The organism is Hoeflea ulvae, from assembly GCF_026619435.1.
Lineage (GTDB): Bacteria > Pseudomonadota > Alphaproteobacteria > Rhizobiales > Rhizobiaceae > Hoeflea > Hoeflea ulvae.
The window spans coordinates 3546069-3564186 of the sequence record NZ_JAOVZQ010000001.1; the positions used below are offsets into that span (position 1 = coordinate 3546069).

Here is an 18118-nt window from a genome sequence, read left to right on the forward strand (position 1 = left end):
GGGGAAATACGCAACCCAATGGTTGCATATCCGAACATCCGTAAACGGCAGTCGGTGCGGGACGCGCCTGCCTCACCACTGCGCAACAGCTGAACCTAGCCTGTTCGCCGGCCTTTCCCACGCAATCGCCGCTCCATCGAGCTGCAATGCAGACCGCAACCTGAGCGCCGGACCCCAGTCCGTCGGCTCGATCGCATCGGCATAATCCGCCCGCTGCGGCTTGCCGATTTCCACCCTACCCGCGCCTAGCGGCCAGTCAGTCAGAAACCCGCCAACCCGCGCCAGCGATGTGCGCCAATGCGAGCCTGTCGCCTGTGTCTGGCGCAGCGTCAGTCCGCGCACCACTGCTGCGGCCAGCAGATAGCCTGCGCCCTGATCGAGCGCCTGCACCGGCAGCGGCACCGGCCTGTCCGCGCCGGCCTCAGCCATCCCGGCATCGGCAATGCCGCAGCTCATCTGCACCAGGCTGTCAAAGCCGCGCCGCCTGGCCCAGGGGCCGCTCCAGCCATAGGCGTCAAGCGCCACGTCGATCAGTCCGGGATTGAGCTGCGCCCGGACATCGGCGCCCAGCCCCAGCGCCTCGAGCGCGTCCGCGCGGTAGCCATGCACCAGCGCATCGGCCTCAGCCAGCAAGGCCTCGAAGCGCTCGCGGTCACCGGCTTGTCTGAGATCAAGCCGCGCGCAGCGCTTGCCCGGCGTCACTTCCGGAATCACCACACCTTCATCCCATCCGGGCGGATCGATCCGCAACACATCGGCGCCGAAACCGGCCAGCAACCGCGTTGCCACCGGCCCGGCCAGCACCCGGGTCAGATCCAGAATTTTCAGGCCCGTAAGCGGCCGCGCCGCGTCGAAACCAGCCGCAAATTTCGCCGCGCCCGCGCCGAAATCCATCCGCATCAACGGTTCGGACAGCACAGAGCGTCCCTGAGGATGCGCGGCCCATTGCTGCCGGCTGCGCATCGCCGCCGCACATCCGCCTGCAGCCACAATTGCTGTCTCCAGCTCATCCGCCCGCCAGCTTGCGACAACGGCGGCGACCGCCTCGCGCTCCACTCCGGCCCCAAGCACCGAGAGTGCCGCGTCACGATGGTGCAGCGCATTGGTGTGCAGCCTTATCCAGCCATCGGCAGCCTGGTAGTCCCCGGCAATGGCGTCCCAGACCGGCGGCAACTCCCAGCCTTGCGGCGCGATGGAAAAGCCGAACCACAGCGACGCCAGGCGCCTATCGACACTGACATCTGCAATGCTGCCCGACCGCGCCCCGGTCCATTCGGCAAGCGCCAATCCGGCCGTGGCAATCGCGGCAGCAGCAAAATCGCTCACCGCAAACACCGACGGCAGCGCACCCTCGCCCTTGACCTGCACGTTTTCGATCAGGCCCGGCTCTCCGTCCAGTGCGGCCCACAATGCGGTCATCATGCTGGTGGTGACGGCACTGTCACTGCCTTGATTATGCGACATCGCTGAGATCCTTTTACCGGGCAGCCGTCACACAAGCGGCAAATCCGGATGCCGTCAATATTGATTGATAGGCAACCAAAAGCATGGCGGGTGCGCGCCCCGCCCTTGCCGGAAGCAAAGCCCGGTCATTTCGTCCACGGCTGAAAGATTTTCCCGGCTTGTGAACACAGCCCGTTACTGGCACCTTGCGCAGGTACGATTCACACTGCATGGAGAGGAAGCAAATGGCCCACAAGTTCGAAATCTACAAGGACAAGGCCGGCGAGTTCCGGGTTCGGTTCAAATACAACAGCGAAGTGATGTTTTCGACGGAAGGCTATTCGAGCAAGGCCAGTGCGCAAAACGCCATCGACTCGATCAAGAAAAACGGTCCGGGAGCCCCCACCGAAGACAACAGCTGAGCCAGATCCAGGGGACGGCTTGCTCCTGCTGCTGTGACCGCTGAGGCCATTGCATGCCCGGCAGCCTGTGGCGCCAGAGGCAAACCGTCCCCGCCCGGCTATTGTTTGGCCGCTTCCGCCGCGCACACCGCCGGCAAGCCGCCGATCACCATGTCGGCGACGATATCGGCATAGGCGTCGCGGTCGACAGGTCCGCCCGGCCGGTACCACAGGAAAAACCAGTTGAGCATGCCGAAGATCGACATGGTCACCGGCCCCACCAGTTCGGGCCGGTCTGCAAACCGCTCCGGCTCGATCGCCCGCACACTGTCCGACATGCAGGTTACCAGCCGCCGCTGCAGCGCGCGCAGATGCACCTGGTTGTCCTCCGGCAGCGATGACAGCGCATCAAGCTGCACCTTGTGCTCGGCATCGGAATCCCGATAGGCGATCAGGATTGCCCTGATCAGCGCCCGCAGCCGTCCCGAGGCCGAGCCGGCCCCCGCAGCAGCCTTCTCCACCACATCCACCAGATCGGTCAGATGCGTGTCGATAATATCGAACAGCAGCGCGTCCTTGGACGGGTAATAGTGATAGATCAGGGCCTTGGATACGCCGCAGGCCTGCGCCAGCTTGCCCATGGAAGCGCGGTCGAAGCCCTGTTCGGCAAAGAAGACGGCGGCAGTCTTCAAAATCGCCTCGCGCTTGGCTTCATAGTCCTTGGCAATGGTGCGGGCCATCCGTTCAGCTCCGCGGCCGGTTGTCGACGACGCGCTTGGCCTTGCCTTCGGACCGCGCCACATTGCCCGGTTCGGCGACATTGATCCGCGCGGTGACGCCGACCACGCTCTTGATGTGATGCGCCAGTTCCTTGCCGGATGCGGCGCGGGCCTCCTCGCCGGCGGCGACGATCGTGCATTCGACGTGCACGGTCATGTCGTCCATCCGCCCGCTGCGGCTCAGCTCGATCTGGAAATGCGGCGCAAGACCGGCGCATTTCAAAATCTGCTCCTCGATCTGGGTCGGAAACACATTGACGCCGCGCAGGATCATCATGTCGTCGGAGCGGCCAGTGATCTTTTCCATCCGCCGCATCGAGCGCGCCGTGCCCGGCAACAGCCGGGTCAGGTCGCGGGTGCGGTAGCGCACCATCGGCAGCGCTTCCTTGGTCAGCGTGGTGAACACCAGTTCGCCGATCTCGCCATCGGGCAGCACCTCGCCGGTCACCGGATCGATCACTTCAGGGTAGAAATGATCCTCCCAGATATGCAGCCCGTCCTTGGTCTCGACGCATTCATTGGCCACGCCCGGCCCCATGATTTCCGAGAGTCCGTAAATGTCGACCGCATGCATGTCGAAGGCCTGCTCGATCTCGCTGCGCATCGCATTGGTCCAGGGTTCGGCCCCGAAGATACCGACCGCCAGCGAGCTTTCGCGCGGATCGATGCCCTCGGCGCGGAACTCGTCGAGGATCGACAGCATGTAGGACGGCGTCACCATGATCACCTGCGGCTTGAAATCGGTGATCAGCGACACCTGCCGCTCGGTCATGCCGCCCGACACCGGCACGACGGTGCAGCCGAGCCGCTCGGCGCCGTAATGGGCGCCAAGCCCGCCGGTAAACAGCCCGTAACCGTAGGACACATGAACGATGTCGCCCGGACGCCCGCCCGAAGCGCGGATCGAGCGCGCCACCAGATCCGACCAGATGTCGATATCACCCGCCGTATAGCCCACCACCGTCGGCTTGCCGGTCGTGCCAGAGGAGCCATGCAGCCGCACCACCTTTTCGCGCGGCACGGCAAACATGCCGAAGGGGTAGTTGTGCCTGAGGTCATCCTTCGTCGTGAACGGGAATTTCGCAAGATCACCTAATGTCCTGAGATCATCGGGATGCACGCCCTTGGCGTCGAACGCCGCCCTTGTGTGCGGGACGTTCTCATAGGCATGGGCCAGCGACCATTTCATCCGGCTGAGCTGCAGCGCCGCAATCTCGTCGCGGGACGCCGTTTCAATCGGATCAAGACTGGCCCGGTCGGGCGTCAGATCAAGCATCGGGATCTCCTCAAATCACCAGGGCGCTGACGTCAGCATTGCCGCGTGCGCCCACTCCCAAATCCGCCTTGCTGCGGCTCAGGCAGAAGGCTCTTCAAAATGCGTGCCCGCTATCGTGCGCGACAGCCCGCGGAATTCGGCAATCGCCACCCCGTCCTCGCGGGATACCGTCACGTCATAGATTCCCGAGCGTCCGGCCAGCGTCACTTCCCGCGCGGTTGCCGTCAGCCGGTCTCCCTCCCGTCCCGGCGCCAGAAAGGTCACCGAGCAATGCTGCGCCACGGTCACCTTGTTGTGGCTGTTGCAGGCGAAGGCGAAGGCGCTGTCAGCCAGTGTGAAGATCGCCCCGCCATGGCAGCTGCCGTGACCGTTGAGATGGTCCTTGCGCACCACCATCGACAATGTCGCCATCCCCGGCGCGACCGCCTCGATGGTCATGCCCATGGCTTTGGTGGTCTGGTCATCCTTCAGCATGGCTGCGGAGGATTTCTCGGCGCGTTGCTGATCGGACAACGCGCTCATTGCGGGCCTGCGAATTTCGGCTCGCGCTTTTCCAGAAACGCGCGCACGCCCTCGGCGTAATCATCGGAGAAACCCGCTGCGCGCTGGGCTTCGGCCTCAAGATCAAGCTGCGCGTCGAGCTCCTGCCCGGCGGCCGCCTGGATCAGGCCTTTCATCCGGCCGAGCCCCGCCGTCGGCCCGGCAGCCAGACGTGCGGCCAGGGCTCTCGCCTCGGTCATCAGCTCGGCATCCTCGACCATCTGCCAGATCATGCCCCAATCGGCTGCCTTTTCGGCAGACACCGGTTCGGCAGTCATGGCAATCGCCTTGGCCCGCGCCTCACCGATCAGCCGCGGCAGCATCCAGGAACCGCCGGCGTCCGGGATAAGGCCGACCCGGACGAAGGACTGGATGAATTTGGCGCTGCGGGCTGCCAGCACGATGTCACAGGCCAGCGCCAGATTGGCCCCTGCCCCGGCCGCCACGCCATTGACGGCGCAGACGATGGGCTTTTCCAGCGCGCGTATGCGGCGGATCATCGGATTGTAGAACCGGACCAGCGTATCGCCCAGATCGGGCGGTCCCGACATCTTTTCCGGGTCTCGCGCCGAAAGGTCCTGGCCGGCGCAAAAGCCGCGCCCGGCGCCGGTCAGCAGCACTGCCCGGCAGCGCGCATCGCCCTGCGCCAGCTCAAGGGACTTGGCCATCGCCGCATGCATCTCGTCATTGAATGCGTTCAGCCGGTCGGGCCGGTTCAGCGTGATCTCCAGCACGCCGCCGCTCAAGGAATGCACTACCGCTTCGCTCATCGACATGGTCCTCCTGAAAATAAGGGTTGCATAAGCCGACCGGTTGGTCAATTAATAATCCATCATCTTTCACAGTCAGATTTGCCGCGAAAAACTCGAGGAGCCGCCATCGTGACCACCCGTTCCGCCACCCCAGAAACCGGTCCGGAAACACGGGTGGTCGATGTCGTCATCGAAAATGGCCATGCTCTCGTCACCATCGACAATCCGCCGGTCAACGCGCTGTCGGTCAGCGTTCGCCGCGGCCTGATGGACGCGCTCGAGCAGGTCAACGCGGCCAATTGCATCTCCGCAGCCATCGTCTGCGCCGGGCGCACCTTTGTTGCGGGCGGAGACATTTCCGAATTTTCCGGACCGCCGCCGCTGCCGCATCTGCCCGACGTGCTTGACGCCATCGAGGCGAGCCAGACGCCCTTCATCGCCGTGATGCACGGCACCGTGCTCGGCGGCGGACTGGAACTGGCGCTGGCCTGCGCTTGGCGCATCGCCGACGCGAAGACCGGGTTCGGCTTGCCGGAAGTAAACCTCGGCCTGATCCCCGGCGCCGGCGCCACTCAGCGCCTGCCGCGCGTCATCGGACTGGAACGCGCAGCCCGCATGGCCGCCAATGGCAAGCCGGTGAGTGCCAGGACCTTCGAGGAATTCGGCGGACTGGATCATGTCTTCTCAGGCGATCCGATGTCAGCTCTGGCCGCCTTCCGCGACCCCCTCCCCGCGCGGCCCGTCAACACCTCGGAGCGCCCGGTCACAGATGCCGACCTGACCGCGCTCAAGGCCGAGATCACCAAATCGGCCAAGGGGTCCGATGCCCCGATGATCGCTCTGGAAACCACCGCGCTTGCCGCCACCCTGCCCTTCGCGGAAGGCAGCAGGATCGAACGCCGGACCCATCTCGATCTGCGTGACAGCGCCCAGTCCCGCGCCTTGCGGCGGCTGTTCTTTGCCAGCCGCTCGGTCACAAGGCCGGCGCGGCTGAAGGCGCTTGAGCCCGCACCGATCAACCATGTCGCCATCGTCGGCGGCGGCCTGATGGGTGCCGGCATCGCAGCAGCCAGTCTCGCCGCCGGGCACCGCGTCACCCTGCTCGAACGCGACAGCCAGAGTGCTGAAGCCGGCGCGGCCCGCGTCGAGGCCATCATCGCCGGGGATCTGGCCTCGGGCCGCATCTCAGACGACAAGGCGCAAGCCCGCCGCGCGGCCTTCTCCGCCGGCGCCGATTACGCCGCCGCCAGTGACGCCGACATCGCCATCGAAGCCGTGTTCGAGGACCCGGAGGTCAAGCGCGCGGTGTTCAGTCAGCTCGCGGAAGTGATGTCCGAAACAGCTCTGATCGCCACCAACACGTCCTACCTTGACCCCAACATGATCTCCGAAGGCATGCCCGGTCCGGGACGTTTTCTCGGCCTGCATTTCTTCTCGCCGGCCAACATCATGAAGCTGGTTGAAGTCGTCGGCACATCGGTCACCACCGACCAGACCATGGCCACTGCTTTTGCCTTCGCCCGCGGTCTCGCAAAGATCCCGGTCGAAACCGGCGTCTGTGACGGCTTCATCGGCAACCGCATTCTTTCGGCCTATCGCCGCCAGGCCGATTACATGGTCGCCGATGGCGCCTCGCCCTATGATGTCGACGCCGCCATGCGCGGCCTCGGCATGCCGATGGGCCCCTATGAACTGCAGGACCTGACCGGGCTGCAGATCAGCTGGGCCAACCGCAAGCGCCAACTGGCTGCAGGCACCTGGCCTGGCCGCTATGTCGACATCGCCGACACGCTTTGCGAGATGGGCCGTCAGGGCCGCGGCAGTCCGGCGAAAAAGGGCTGGTACAATCACACCGAGGTGGCCGGCGCCCGCGACCCGGAGGTCGAAGCCCTGGTTGCCGACTGGCGCGACGAGCATGGTTCCGCCCGGCAGGCCTTCACTGCTGACGAGATCGTCATCCGCATCATGGCCGCCATCGTCAACGAGGCCAATCTGATCCTCGAAGAGGGCATCGCCACCAGCGACACCGCCATCGATATCGTCTGGACCGAGGGCTATGGTTTCCCCAAACATCTGGGCGGCCCGATGTTCTGGGCAGAAGAGACCGGGATGGAGCGGATGCGCGCGGCTTTTGCCGCCATTGAGGCGCAAAGCCCCGGCTCCTGGAAGGCCGCCGGCGTGTTCAGGGACTAGCGCCGCGGCGCCGCATCACCTCGTATGACGAGTGGCGGACCGCCGTCACAAGGGAGAGAGACATGGGTTTGATCAATGTGCACAGCTTTCTGGCCGGGCAATGGTTGCCCGCCGATGACGGCGCCCGCGCCATAGCCAGTGCCGTCACCGGTGAGCCGCTTGCCATTGCCGGCCAGTCGTCGCTCGATACGCAGGCCATGCTCGAATTCGCCCGCACCAAGGGCGGCCCCGCACTCCGCGCCATGAGCTTTCATGACCGCGCCCGCATGCTGAAAGCCCTGGCGCTGGAACTCGGCAAGTTCAAGGACGAGCTCTATGCGCTCTCCTGCACCACCGGCGCCACCAGGCCGGATTCGATGATCGACATTGATGGCGGCATCGGCACCATGCTGGTCTATGCCTCAAAAGGCCGCCGCGAGATGCCCGATGGCCACATCTATGTCGATGGCGATCTGGAAATGCTCTCGCGCAATGGCACTTTCGTCGGCCAGCATGTCGCCACATCGCTCCACGGCGCCGCGGTTCACATCAACGCCTTCAACTTCCCGGTCTGGGGCATGCTGGAAAAGCTCGCCCCTACGCTGCTCGCAGGCATGCCGGCGATCGTCAAACCGGCGACGGCCACTTGCCATGTCACCGAGCAAGCCGTCCGCCGCATCATCGAAAGCGGCATTCTGCCCGAAGGCGCGCTGCAGCTTGTGTCAGGCGGGTTGGGCGATCTGCTCGACCGGCTGGATTACCAGGACGTGGTCAGCTTCACCGGCTCGGCCAGGACCGCGCTGATGCTCCGTTCAAATCCGATCCTGCTGGAAAAATCCGTCCGCTTCGTCGCCGAACAGGACAGCCTCAACGCCTCCGTTCTCGGCCCGGACGTCACCGAAGCCAGCCCGGAATTCGACATTCTGGTCAAGGAAGCCGTGCGCGAAATGACGGCCAAGGCCGGCCAGAAATGCACCGCCATCCGCCGCATCATTGTGCCCGAGGCGCTTCTCGGCCCGGTTGGCGACGCCATTGCGGCAAAACTCGGCACCATCCGCATCGGCGATCCCGCACTCGAAACCACCCGCATGGGCGCGCTGGCCTCCGCCGCGCAAAAAGCCGACGTGCTCGACAAGGCCCGCCAGATCGCCGCCGAATGCCACGGTCTCACCGGCGCCCCGGATGATTTCGAAGTCGATGGCGCCGACAAGACCAGGGGCGCTTTCGTCAAGCCGATGCTCTATGCCTGCGACGATCCTGATGCGGCCGAAGCCGTACACTCGGTCGAGGCCTTCGGCCCGGTCGCAACGCTGATGCCCTATCGCGATCTGCCTCATGCCGGCCAACTGATGAACCGCGGCAAGGGCAGCCTCGTCGCCTCCGTCATCACCCATGATCCCTCAGTCGCCCGCTCGCTGCTGATGGACGCCGGCGCTGCCCATGGCCGCATCTATGTCAACAACCGCGACAGCGCACACGAAGCCACCGGCCACGGCTCGCCTTTGCCGCACATGGTGCACGGCGGCCCCGGACGCGCCGGTGGCGGCGAGGAACTCGGCGGCATCCGCGGCGTCATGCATTACATGCAGCGCACAGCCATCCAGGGCAGCCCCGACATCATCTCCGGCATCACCGGCACCTGGATCAAGGGCGCGGCCAAGCCGAAATCCTCCGCACACCCCTTCACCCGCACCTTCGATGACCTCGCAATCGGCGACACCATCGAAGCCGGCCCGCGTACGGTAACGCTCGAAGACATCGAGACCTTCGCCCACTTCACCGGCGACACGTTTTATGCCCACATGGACGAGGAAGCGGCAAAGGCCAACCCGTTCTTCCCCGGCCGCGTCGCCCATGGCTACCTGCTTCTCTCCTTCGCCGCCGGCCTGTTCGTCTCCCCAGATCCCGGCCCGGTTCTGGCCAACACCGGCCTCGACGGGCTCAAATTCATGAATCCCGTCTCGCCCGGTGACGCCATATCCGTGGCGCTGACCGTCAAGCGCAAGACGCGCCGCACCGAAGACTATGGCGAAGTCCGCTGGCATGTCGCAGTCACCAACCAGGACGGCGACGACGTCGCCGAATACGAGCTGCACACGATGAACCAGTATGGCTGAGCCCGCGCGCTAGGCTGCCAGCCGTTCTGTGCCGTGATCAAGCGGGCCGCAGCGCACCTGGTGGATCTCGCGGACCTGGTCGAGCGCGGCACGGCAATGCTCGATATAGCGTTTCGAGTTGAGCTTCAGATCGATCAGCACCCAGGCCCTGCGGTGCAGCGGGTAAAGCCGGTCAATGTCCAGCCCGCACTGGTCGAACACCTTGAAGGGCAGCGTCTGCAGCATCATCAGCAGGTTCATGAAACTCAGCGACATCAGCGCCGTGTGATAGATGTGGTTGCCATGCTTCATGATCGCCTCGCAATCGAGCTCGTAAAGCGGCAGATCGGCGAGCTTGCCCGTGAAGAACAGATGCGTCAGGAAATAGCCCGAAGCGGTCGACAGGAAATAAGGCAGCGAGCGCGTTGTGATGGCCAGAATCGTTCCATGTTTCGATAGATACGGCTCATATTCATGATCCTGCCGGACCAGGTGACCGGTGCAATTGACGAACACGCTGCCCTCGGCCACCGCATGCCGCTTGCCGCTGCGCATCACCATTTCGGGACCAATCGCCCCGTCGACAACATCTTCGAGATAGTCGTCATGTTTGGCCGTGAGGCCGTTCGCGATCGTGTCGCGTTCCTGATCCGAGAGAATGCCGAAGAAGAAATTCTCGGCGGATCCCGGCAGGTGCACCATCAGCGTGCTGCGCAGATGGGCAAAGACCTCATCCTCATTGCGGCCATCAAACCGCAGCGCCGCATCGCGAAAGAATGTCGCGATCATCTCCCCGTCCCACCAGAGTTTCACCCCGCGCGGAAAGAACGTCTCGCGCCGGACGAAGGCTGTGCCGCGGCCATTGATCAGGCTGACCTCGCGTCCCGGAGAACGGCTGATCAGCGTGTGCGCCGTATCCATCCCGGTCTTGCCGCCGCCGACAATGACAACCGGTGCGGTGTCGCCAGACCCTGGCTTCAGATCTTCCGGTGTCGTCGAGGTCACATGCGCACTGCTCAGCTTCAATGGCTCAAGCCTTGGCACGTCAAAGCCGGCCGCCTTGATCACCCGTTTCGCCTCGATGGTTTGCAGCTCGCCGGCGCTGCCGCTGCGGCACTCGACGCGCGCAATCGCCCCGCCCGGCATTTCGATTTCTTCGCAACTGACGGCCTCATGACCGAACAGGGTCTCAAGCCTGACGCGCGATTTCATCTTGTCGAGGCATGCTTTGAGATGCGCCTCCACCTCCGCGCCGGTCGCCAGATAATGGGTCGGCTTCGACCATCCCCAGTCCAGATTGCCCACCGTGAAAGCGGGATGCGGCTGATGCAGCCGGCAATAATCATAGACATCCGCCCACATTCCGCCGGCGCCATCACGCCTGTCGATCAGGATCACCCGGGCGCCCGGTTCAAGATATTGCGTCGCCACAAACAGCGCGTTCAGTCCCGCCATGCCGGCGCCGATAATGCAGAGGTCGCATTTGACCGGTTCCGTCATGGTGTTTGGGGCCAGTGTCTCCGTGTCAGTCAATCTCATCTCCCGCGGCTGACAATCCTTGGTCGGGTTCAAGGGGAGAAACTCTCGGCTCCCGCCGCTTCGCAGCTGCCGATCCACCCTCCGCACCCGCATGCAAGTAAAAACAGATTTTTCTGAAATGTAAAATTTCATACAATTCGAAATTCTGATGAACCAAGAATGTGAATTACACATGCGAACTAAATTTGCAGTTAGATTAATGAAATATCACGACATTACATGGCGGAAAATCGACTCATCAACATTCCCGAACCGAATGTGATCAGCCATTCATTGCAATCATGACTATACATTAAAATATAGACAACAACCCGCACAAGACTTCACCAGCCTTCATCTTGCTGTCGCTTTCCGCCAATGCTTGACCGTCGCTGCGACCAGGTTTGAACGGCGATCCCGCGGACGCCGGCGGGCCGGGAAACGGCATGCCGGATCGCAGACCTCCTTGAGGTCATCCCGCGCCCCTGTCGGGAGCCCCGGCCGGGCCGCGGCTCCACCAGATCTTCATCAATCATCAGCACTAGCTGCAACATTGCCATTGAATCCGGCATCCGCTGGTGCATATTAGGGCTGCTGCATGGGTTTGCCCCGAACCACGGGGACTGCGCGCGGTGAAGGGATCTCCGGCCATGTCGATCACGACCGTATCCAGCCTGCCCGACCGCTCGGGGCTCGAGACCTCGCGCCCCTTGCTCGATGCCATGGCCGGCGCCGTCTACACCACCGATCGCAATGGCATCATCACCTATTTCAATCCCGCTGCCGCCGGTCTGTGGGGGCGCGAGCCGGAAGTCGGCATCACCCGCTGGTGCGGCTCCTTGCGGATGCGGCGTCTCGACGGAACCCCGCTTCCCCATGACGAGTGCCCGATGGCGGTCTGCGTGAAGACCGGCGCGGCGGTCGGCAACCAGGAAATCCTCGTCGAGCGGCCCGATGGCGCGCAGAAACACGTGCGCATTTCGCCGCGGCCGATCCGCGACAGCGCCGGCCAGTTGATCGGCGCTGTCAACACCATCGATGACATCACCGACCAGCGCCAGAGCGAGCGCGACCGCGACAGCAGCTACAAGCTGACCCAGTCGATCCTGCGCAACTCCAAGGACTGCATCAAGCTGCTTGATCTCGACGGCACGCTGCGGTCGATCAATCCCTGCGGCTGCACCAGCCTTGAACTGGCCTCCCAGGATGACGCGCTCGGCTTGAACTATTTCGATTTCTGGCAGCCCGGCGACCGCGAGGCGGCCCGTGCGGCGGCCGGCACCGCCCAACGCACCGGCTCCGGCCGGTTCTCCGCCGGTTTCGTCAGCCGCTCGGGCAAGCAGACCACCTGGGACGAGATGCTGTCGCTGATCAGCGATGCGGACGGAAATCCCACCGGCTTTCTGGTGATCTCGCGCGACATCACCGCGGAACTGAACGATGCCCGCGAAAAGACCCGGCAACTGGCGCGCCAGGAAGCGCTGAGCGAGATCGGCGCGCTGGCACTGGTCGAGGGCTCGTTCCAGAGTTTCATGGACCGGACCATTGCCCGCGTGGCCGAGGTGCTGGAAGTGCCGCTGGCCAAGATCCTGCCCTTTGCCGATCAGGCCGATCACCTGTGGCTGGCCGCCGGTGTCGGCTGGAAGGAGGGGCTGGTCGGCAAGGCCAGCGTCGGCGTCGAACTGGCCTCCCAGTGCAGGTTACACCCTGTCGGTCGGCGGCCCCGTGGTGGTCCATGACCTCCGGAGCGAGACTCGGTTCGAGGGCCCGCCGCTGCTGCATGAGCACGGCGTGCGCGGCGGCATGAGCATCACCATTCCCGGCACCGGCCAGCGCCCCTTCGGCGTCATCGGCGTCCACGACACGCAATTGCGCGACTTTGACGAGGGCCAGGTTGCCTTTCTGGTGACAGTGGCCAATCTGATCGCCAGCTGCCACCGCCACCACGAATCCGCCAAGCGCCAGACGCTGCTGGTGCGCGAAATCGCCCATCGCTCCGGCAACATGCTTCAATTCGTCACCTCGATCTTCAACCAGACGGTGCGCAATTCCGAAAGCCTGAGCGAGGCGAAGGCCAAGTTCGAGCTGCGACTGGCGCAGATGTCGAAATCCAACCTGCTGATTTCCAATGACGGCTGGACCAAGTCCAGCCTCCGCGACCTGGTGGCGCAGACGCTGGAGCCGTTCGAAGGCCGCGTCCAGATCAGCGGCCGCGACGTCATCCTGCCGGCGGATCTGTGTTTCGATCTTGGTCTGGTGCTGCACGAACTGGCGACCAATTCGAGCAAATACGGCGCCTTTGCCGGCGACGAAGGCGAAGTGTCGCTGAGCTGGGTGATCGAGACGGACGCCGGCAAGCCGCAATTCGTGCTGACCTGGAGCGATGGCAAGCGCCAGCCGACCGCCGCAATGCCCAGCACCGGCTTCGGCACCAAGCTGATCCATCAGCTCATCGAGGCCAAATGGCGCGGCAGGGTCACCACCGGACTCGACCCCACCTTCATCTGCCGGATCGCGCTGCCATTGCCCGCAAGCTGATCCGCCCGTCCTGCCCGCAGCCTTGCGTCAGTTCAGGCTGGCAAGCTCGAGGATGAATTTCTTGCGGATCATCTCGCCGAAGGAGGCATAGCCCCCGGCAACCTGGACAAAGGCGCCCGGGCCGCCCACCACATTGGTCTCGAAATAGCGCACAAGACCACCATCGGGCCGGGTATGGGTTCCGTCGGGAAAGGGAGCGAGCGAATCCTCGATCGCCAGCGCGTTGATCACCACCCCCTGGCTCACCGCCAGGTCTCGAACCCTGTCGATGCGGGCACCGACATTGTTGGTGCCGTCCGAGGAGATGTCGATCACCCGGCGCCGCGCCACTGCCGGCGCGGTCTGGAACCGGCGCAGGCAATACTCCACCACCTGGCTGGTCGAGGTGTTGCGGACGCTCATGCCGATCCACGGCGGCGAGGCCGAATTCCGGATCTTGTCGGCCACGGCCCGCGCCGAGGCCGGATCGCCTATGATCTGCCAGTCGACATCGGCGTGCTGCTGCAGCTGGTCGGCCCATTCCACATACAATACGGCGATCTTGCCATGCAGCCCGGCGGCGATGATGGAGACCACCTCGGCGTCCTCGATCGCCGCGGCATGACCCTGGCGCTGAAGGTCATATTCGCCGGCCGTGACACTTTCCGAGACATCCGCGGCCAGGCACAACAGCATGTCCACCGGCTCGCCCTGCGCCGCGGTAGCCGCTTGCAGCAGCAGCGCAATTGAACCTACAAAACCGTTTCGCAACATGGATCTCTTCCGCGTGGCCGTTAGCGCCAGGACAACCAGTCTGCCACACTTTCCGGATCTTTAAAATCGCCCGCCCCGCCGGGCCCGGTGCGCAGCGCATGGCCGGCCACCGGGCAAGACTTGGCAACCGGCCGATAGTCGGCTGTCCAAGGTGTCGCGGGAGGGCGGATCCCCATTGCTGCCGGCGGCCTTCCGCCTTGCCTCACGTCAAAAAAATATTGACGCGACGGGTTCTTATCCATTCCGCTTGGGACTAGTCTCGCCGCACCGGACCCGGGGTGAGAGACTTGCAGCCAGAACCGACCAATCCACGCACCCACACCTCGGCGGGCATCATCCTGATGTGCACAGGCGTTGCCTGCCTCTGCGTCAATGACGCGCTGGCCAAAACCCTGACCGATCATTATTCGCCGCTGCAGATCCAGTTCCTGCGCAACGCCATCGCCCTGCCCTTTGCCATTCTCATCGCCTTCAGGATGGGCGGCGGTGCGGCGCTGCGCTCGCACCGTCCGGTGGCGCATCTGTTTCGCGGCAGCCTCTGGATCGGCGCCACCTTCCTGTTCTTCACCTCAATCAAATATATGGGCCTGGCCGAAGCCACCGCGCTGGTCTTTGTGGCGCCGCTGTTCATCACCGCCCTCTCAGCGCTGATCCTGCGCGAGCAGGTCGGCTGGAAGCGCTGGCTGGCGGTGCTTATAGGCTTCGCCGGCGTGCTGATTGCCGTGAGGCCCGGCACTTCCGCCTTCCAGACCGTCTCGCTGCTGCCGATTGCCACCGCCTTCGTCTATGCGCTTCTGATGCTATCGGCCCGCTGGGTCGACAGCCGCGAAAGCGTCTGGACGCTGCTCTTGTACATGACCGCCACCGGCGCCCTCCTCAGCCTGTTCATCGTGCCCTTCGCCTGGACCCCGGTCCGGCCCCAGGACTATTGGCTCTTCGCCGCCGTCGCCATTTTCGGCACAGCCGGCATGACCATGATGACCCAGGCTTTCCGCTTCGCCCCCGCCGTGGTCGTAGCTCCGCTCGACTACTCGGCCATCATCTGGGCCACACTGCTCGGCTGGCTGTTCTGGAACGAAATCCCCGACGCGCTGACCTTTGTCGGGGCCGCGGTGATCATCGCCAGCGGCGTGTTCATTATCTGGAGGGAGCATCGGGCGGCGGCCTAGCCAACCAAGCGCGGTATCTGAGGGGAATAGCCTACCCAAGCAGCAAATGAATGCGTTTCAACGCCTGAGGCCGCCCCATCCCCACAGGCTGGCAACACCCTTGAGCGTCGCCGCAAAAGCCATTGCACACAGGAAGGACTTCGAAATGGTCTCCATCGTCCCCTCAATCAGCAATGCATGGACAATGCTTCCCACGACAATGATCAGCGCTAGCGACATGTGCGCGCGGCGCCAGTTTCGCGGACGCAATTTCAAACGCCGGCGCAAGGCAACAAAAAGTGCAGTGGCAAAGACCGCCCACATGGCAATGACGCCCCATGCAGAAAACGGCGTCGGTGATCTGAACAAAAGGGCGTCGACAACGTCCGGCGGGCTGGTAATCCAGAGCCCCGCCACATGGGCCACCACCGCCGCGATCAGAAAACTGCCGATCCAGCGATGCGCGCGCTTGCCCCGCGCGCCCTCAAGGCCCGGCAGATAGCCGGATGCAAGCAGCGGCTGAACGAGCAAGGCCGACATCGCGAAAACGCCGGCAAATCCTGCCGCAATGTAGACTGGATCCCGCCACGCCAGCAGCGGGCTCATCACGGCAGCGGCAAAAGGCAAGATGACGGCGGCCGCGAGGACCGACCAGATGACGGTCTTTCGGATCGTGTCAGGCCCGTTTGGCCTCACTGGGCTCAGACCGCAGGCTGCAGAACGAAGTCCGCGCTGAGGCTGGTATCGTTCGGGCTCGACATGACCGGACGCAGGAAGACCGTCTCGAATTCAGCGTCATCATAGGCCAGATGACCGTGGGCCTGGCCGAAGGCAGGCACAATCTGCGGCATTTCGAGGCGAAACTCCCCGTTTGCATCGGTCAGGGTGGCGCCATGGCTGTGCGGGTCGCGCTCGTTTCCTTCGGTCGTATGCGCCCAGATCTGGATGCGTTGACCGGCGAGCGGCGCTCCGTCACCGGCGCGGCGCACGGTGCCTGTCATCCAGAAACCACCGCCGCCGATCCGCTCGACAATCGCCGCTCCGGGCAAATAATTGTTGGCTCCACCCCGCATTGTGGGTGTGGCCGCGAGGCCGTTTGCCCGGGCTGGCACGAGCAGGCCGGGCATCCCGGCGGTCACCACTGCGCCTGCGGCGGCGGTCAGAAGCATGCGGCGGGTTGTGAGATTGTCAGCCAAGTGGATGCCTCCTGAAGTTCTGTTTGCTTCGGCCACACAGCAATTGGCCTCATGATCTAGCGGTATTTGAGCACAGAATTGGGGCAAAGGAATGGGCGTTCAACCAAGCTCACGACTTCGTGATGCTTTGCTTCCGCCAGCAGACAGTATCTTGTTTAGCGGCCTCACCGGTCAGATGAACAGGTGCCGCAAAGACCTGTCAAAGCTATTCTGTCAGCTTCCACCCTTCACATGGGTTCACGAACGGAGATCCATTCCCATGACACGTCTCACCGCCAAGGATTTCGATCCAAAACTGCTTGAACTCTATGATTTCTACGCCCACGGAATGATCACAAAGCGTCAGTTTCTTGATGGTGCTGCGAAATTCGCCGTCGCCGGAATGACCGCCACGACCATTCTTGGCATGATGTCGCCCGACTATGCACTGGCTGAACAGGTATCCTTCAACGATCCTGATATTATGCCTGAATACATCATGTACCCGTCACCAAACGGCCACGGGGAAGTGCGCGGATATCTGGTAAGGCCTGCCGGCGCCGAGGGAAAACTGCCCGCGGTTGTTGTGGTCCATGAGAACCGGGGACTTAATCCCTACATCGAGGATGTGGCACGCCGTCTGGCAAAGGCCGGCTTCATGGCGCTGGCGCCCGATGGCCTGACCTCCGTTGGCGGCTACCCGGGAAATGACACCGAAGGCCGTGAGCTGCAGCGCACTGTCGACAGCGAAAAGCTGATGAACGACTTCTTTGCCGCTGTCGAGTTCATGATGGCCCATGAAGGCTCGACCGGCAATGTCGGCATCACCGGCTTTTGTTATGGCGGCGGCGTTGCCAATGCGGCCGCAGTTGCCTATCCGGAGCTCAAGGCCGCCGTTCCCTATTATGGCCGCCAGCCTGCTGCCGAAGATGTCCCGAAAATCCAGGCCTCCCTGCTGATCCACTATGGCGAGCTGGATGAACGCGTCAACGCCGGCTGGCCGGCCTATGAAGCGGCTCTGATTGCCAATGACAAGGATTATCAGGCCTTCATCTACGAAGGCGCAAACCATGGCTTTCACAACGACAGCACCCCACGTTATGACAAAGCCATGGCCAACCTGTCCTGGGACCGGACGCTCGCGCACTTCAAGATGCACCTGGGATAAGCGGCACCGGTTTTGAGCAACCAGCGATGCACCTCGCTGCTCCACGCGTGGGGCAGCGACGTAACTTATCCGACCACCCCACCAAACCACGCTGCTTGATGCCACCCTGCCATCGCACCAATTGTTACATGTAACAACGTGGGAGCTTTGACATGGCAACGCCGGTCAACCAGCGGGTAAAGAAGCGCCGAGACGTTCTTCGCGCTGCCGGCTTCCGGCCGGTGCAGATCTGTATGCCGGATACGCGTCGCCCGGATTTCGCGGAAGAGTGTCGTCGTCAGTCGCAAAACGTAGCCGCAGCCGATGCTGCTGACCGCTATCTCGACGCCTTCATGGATGTAGCCCTCTCCTGAGACCGC

General features: G+C 63.5%; 17 protein-coding genes. 8 read left to right on the forward strand and 9 right to left on the reverse strand.

What is annotated here, in order from left to right; genetic code table 11:
• Positions 1–72: 72 nt before the first annotated feature.
• Complete coding sequence (locus OEG82_RS16865; protein ID WP_267613557.1) at positions 73–1464, reverse strand: CoA transferase; 1392 nt, start codon at positions 1462–1464, stop codon at positions 73–75.
• 224 nt (positions 1465–1688) lie between these two features.
• On the opposite strand from OEG82_RS16865, the gene OEG82_RS16870 reads away from it, so the two are divergent.
• Positions 1689–1865, forward strand: a complete 177-nt coding sequence (locus OEG82_RS16870) for a YegP family protein (protein WP_082128038.1) — start codon at positions 1689–1691, stop codon at positions 1863–1865.
• A 98-nt stretch (positions 1866–1963) separates the two neighbouring features.
• Here the strand turns inward: OEG82_RS16870 and OEG82_RS16875 are convergent, their stop codons facing one another.
• The 4 genes from OEG82_RS16875 to paaG all read right to left on the reverse strand — a co-directional run bounded on the left by OEG82_RS16875 (position 1964) and on the right by paaG (position 5215).
• Positions 1964–2584 carry a TetR/AcrR family transcriptional regulator gene (locus OEG82_RS16875; RefSeq protein WP_267613558.1) on the reverse strand — a complete coding sequence of 207 codons (621 nt, stop codon included), beginning with the start codon at positions 2582–2584 and terminating at the stop codon, positions 1964–1966.
• Positions 2585–2588: 4 nt separating this feature from the next.
• The gene (gene paaK, locus OEG82_RS16880; RefSeq protein WP_267613559.1) at positions 2589–3899 is read right to left on the reverse strand and encodes a phenylacetate--CoA ligase PaaK; all 1311 of its coding nucleotides are present in this window, start codon (positions 3897–3899) and stop codon (positions 2589–2591) included.
• Between the two features lie 78 nt (positions 3900–3977).
• Complete coding sequence (gene paaI / locus OEG82_RS16885) at positions 3978–4421, reverse strand: hydroxyphenylacetyl-CoA thioesterase PaaI (RefSeq protein ID WP_267613560.1); 444 nt, start codon at positions 4419–4421, stop codon at positions 3978–3980.
• Complete coding sequence (gene paaG, locus OEG82_RS16890; RefSeq protein WP_267613561.1) at positions 4418–5215, reverse strand: 2-(1,2-epoxy-1,2-dihydrophenyl)acetyl-CoA isomerase PaaG; 798 nt, start codon at positions 5213–5215, stop codon at positions 4418–4420. Before paaG ends, paaI begins: the two co-directional genes overlap by 4 nt.
• A 105-nt stretch (positions 5216–5320) precedes the next feature.
• On the opposite strand from paaG, the gene OEG82_RS16895 reads away from it, so the two are divergent.
• The gene (locus OEG82_RS16895) at positions 5321–7384 is read left to right on the forward strand and encodes an FAD-dependent oxidoreductase (RefSeq protein ID WP_267613562.1); all 2064 of its coding nucleotides are present in this window, start codon (positions 5321–5323) and stop codon (positions 7382–7384) included.
• Positions 7385–7446: 62 nt separating this feature from the next.
• Positions 7447–9480 (forward strand): phenylacetic acid degradation bifunctional protein PaaZ, encoded by a 2034-nt coding sequence (gene paaZ, locus OEG82_RS16900; protein WP_267613563.1) that lies wholly within the window; start codon positions 7447–7449, stop codon positions 9478–9480.
• A gap of 9 nt (positions 9481–9489) precedes the next feature.
• On the opposite strand, the gene OEG82_RS16905 is transcribed toward paaZ, so the two are convergent.
• Positions 9490–10992 carry an FAD-dependent oxidoreductase gene (locus OEG82_RS16905; protein ID WP_267613564.1) on the reverse strand — a complete coding sequence of 501 codons (1503 nt, stop codon included), beginning with the start codon at positions 10990–10992 and terminating at the stop codon, positions 9490–9492.
• A gap of 635 nt (positions 10993–11627) precedes the next feature.
• On the opposite strand from OEG82_RS16905, the gene OEG82_RS16910 reads away from it, so the two are divergent.
• The gene (locus OEG82_RS16910; RefSeq protein WP_267613565.1) at positions 11628–12716 is read left to right on the forward strand and encodes a PAS domain-containing protein; all 1089 of its coding nucleotides are present in this window, start codon (positions 11628–11630) and stop codon (positions 12714–12716) included.
• Positions 12706–13515, forward strand: coding sequence for a sensor histidine kinase (locus OEG82_RS16915; protein WP_267613566.1), 810 nt, complete (start codon positions 12706–12708; stop codon positions 13513–13515). The genes OEG82_RS16910 and OEG82_RS16915 overlap by 11 nt, the downstream gene beginning before the upstream one ends.
• A 27-nt stretch (positions 13516–13542) precedes the next feature.
• Here OEG82_RS16915 and OEG82_RS16920 read toward each other — a convergent pair whose 3' ends face one another.
• Positions 13543–14268 (reverse strand): DUF1194 domain-containing protein, encoded by a 726-nt coding sequence (locus OEG82_RS16920; RefSeq protein ID WP_267613567.1) that lies wholly within the window; start codon positions 14266–14268, stop codon positions 13543–13545.
• A 278-nt stretch (positions 14269–14546) separates the two neighbouring features.
• On the opposite strand from OEG82_RS16920, the gene OEG82_RS16925 reads away from it, so the two are divergent.
• Positions 14547–15437, forward strand: a complete 891-nt coding sequence (locus OEG82_RS16925; RefSeq protein WP_425497596.1) for a DMT family transporter — start codon at positions 14547–14549, stop codon at positions 15435–15437.
• Between the two features lie 57 nt (positions 15438–15494).
• Here OEG82_RS16925 and OEG82_RS16930 read toward each other — a convergent pair whose 3' ends face one another.
• Both OEG82_RS16930 and OEG82_RS16935 read right to left on the reverse strand, forming a co-directional pair.
• Positions 15495–15956 carry a ferric reductase-like transmembrane domain-containing protein gene (locus tag OEG82_RS16930; protein ID WP_324288960.1) on the reverse strand — a complete coding sequence of 154 codons (462 nt, stop codon included), beginning with the start codon at positions 15954–15956 and terminating at the stop codon, positions 15495–15497.
• Positions 15957–16117: 161 nt separating this feature from the next.
• Positions 16118–16585: a peptidase associated/transthyretin-like domain-containing protein gene (locus OEG82_RS16935; protein WP_267614982.1), complete on the reverse strand. Its 468-nt coding sequence runs from the start codon at positions 16583–16585 to the stop codon at positions 16118–16120.
• A gap of 286 nt (positions 16586–16871) precedes the next feature.
• Here OEG82_RS16935 and yghX point away from each other — a divergent pair, with 286 nt between their 5' ends.
• Both yghX and OEG82_RS16945 read left to right on the forward strand, forming a co-directional pair.
• Positions 16872–17759, forward strand: coding sequence for a YghX family hydrolase (yghX, locus tag OEG82_RS16940; RefSeq protein WP_267613569.1), 888 nt, complete (start codon positions 16872–16874; stop codon positions 17757–17759).
• 152 nt (positions 17760–17911) lie between these two features.
• On the forward strand, positions 17912–18112 hold the full coding sequence (locus tag OEG82_RS16945; protein ID WP_267613570.1) for an antitoxin MazE family protein: 201 nt from the start codon (positions 17912–17914) through the stop codon (positions 18110–18112).
• The last annotated feature ends 6 nt before the right edge of the window (positions 18113–18118 follow it).

Excerpts from the sequence above, each read along its gene's own strand:
- OEG82_RS16875 (WP_267613558.1), bottom strand. The coding sequence starts at position 2,584 with ATGGCCCGCACCATTGCCAAGGACTATGAAGCCAAGCGCGAGGCGATT.
- OEG82_RS16945 (WP_267613570.1), top strand. The coding sequence starts at position 17,912 with ATGGCAACGCCGGTCAACCAGCGGGTAAAGAAGCGCCGAGACGTTCTT.
- OEG82_RS16930 (WP_324288960.1), bottom strand. The coding sequence starts at position 15,956 with ATGTCGGCCTTGCTCGTTCAGCCGCTGCTTGCATCCGGCTATCTGCCG.
- paaZ (WP_267613563.1), top strand. The coding sequence starts at position 7,447 with ATGGGTTTGATCAATGTGCACAGCTTTCTGGCCGGGCAATGGTTGCCC.
- OEG82_RS16910 (WP_267613565.1), top strand. The coding sequence starts at position 11,628 with ATGTCGATCACGACCGTATCCAGCCTGCCCGACCGCTCGGGGCTCGAG.
- OEG82_RS16870 (WP_082128038.1), top strand. The coding sequence starts at position 1,689 with ATGGCCCACAAGTTCGAAATCTACAAGGACAAGGCCGGCGAGTTCCGG.
- yghX (WP_267613569.1), top strand. The coding sequence starts at position 16,872 with ATGACACGTCTCACCGCCAAGGATTTCGATCCAAAACTGCTTGAACTC.
- OEG82_RS16935 (WP_267614982.1), bottom strand. The coding sequence starts at position 16,585 with ATGCTTCTGACCGCCGCCGCAGGCGCAGTGGTGACCGCCGGGATGCCC.
- OEG82_RS16920 (WP_267613567.1), bottom strand. The coding sequence starts at position 14,268 with ATGTTGCGAAACGGTTTTGTAGGTTCAATTGCGCTGCTGCTGCAAGCG.
- paaG (WP_267613561.1), bottom strand. The coding sequence starts at position 5,215 with ATGTCGATGAGCGAAGCGGTAGTGCATTCCTTGAGCGGCGGCGTGCTG.
- OEG82_RS16865 (WP_267613557.1), bottom strand. The coding sequence starts at position 1,464 with ATGTCGCATAATCAAGGCAGTGACAGTGCCGTCACCACCAGCATGATG.
- paaI (WP_267613560.1), bottom strand. The coding sequence starts at position 4,421 with ATGAGCGCGTTGTCCGATCAGCAACGCGCCGAGAAATCCTCCGCAGCC.
- paaK (WP_267613559.1), bottom strand. The coding sequence starts at position 3,899 with ATGCTTGATCTGACGCCCGACCGGGCCAGTCTTGATCCGATTGAAACG.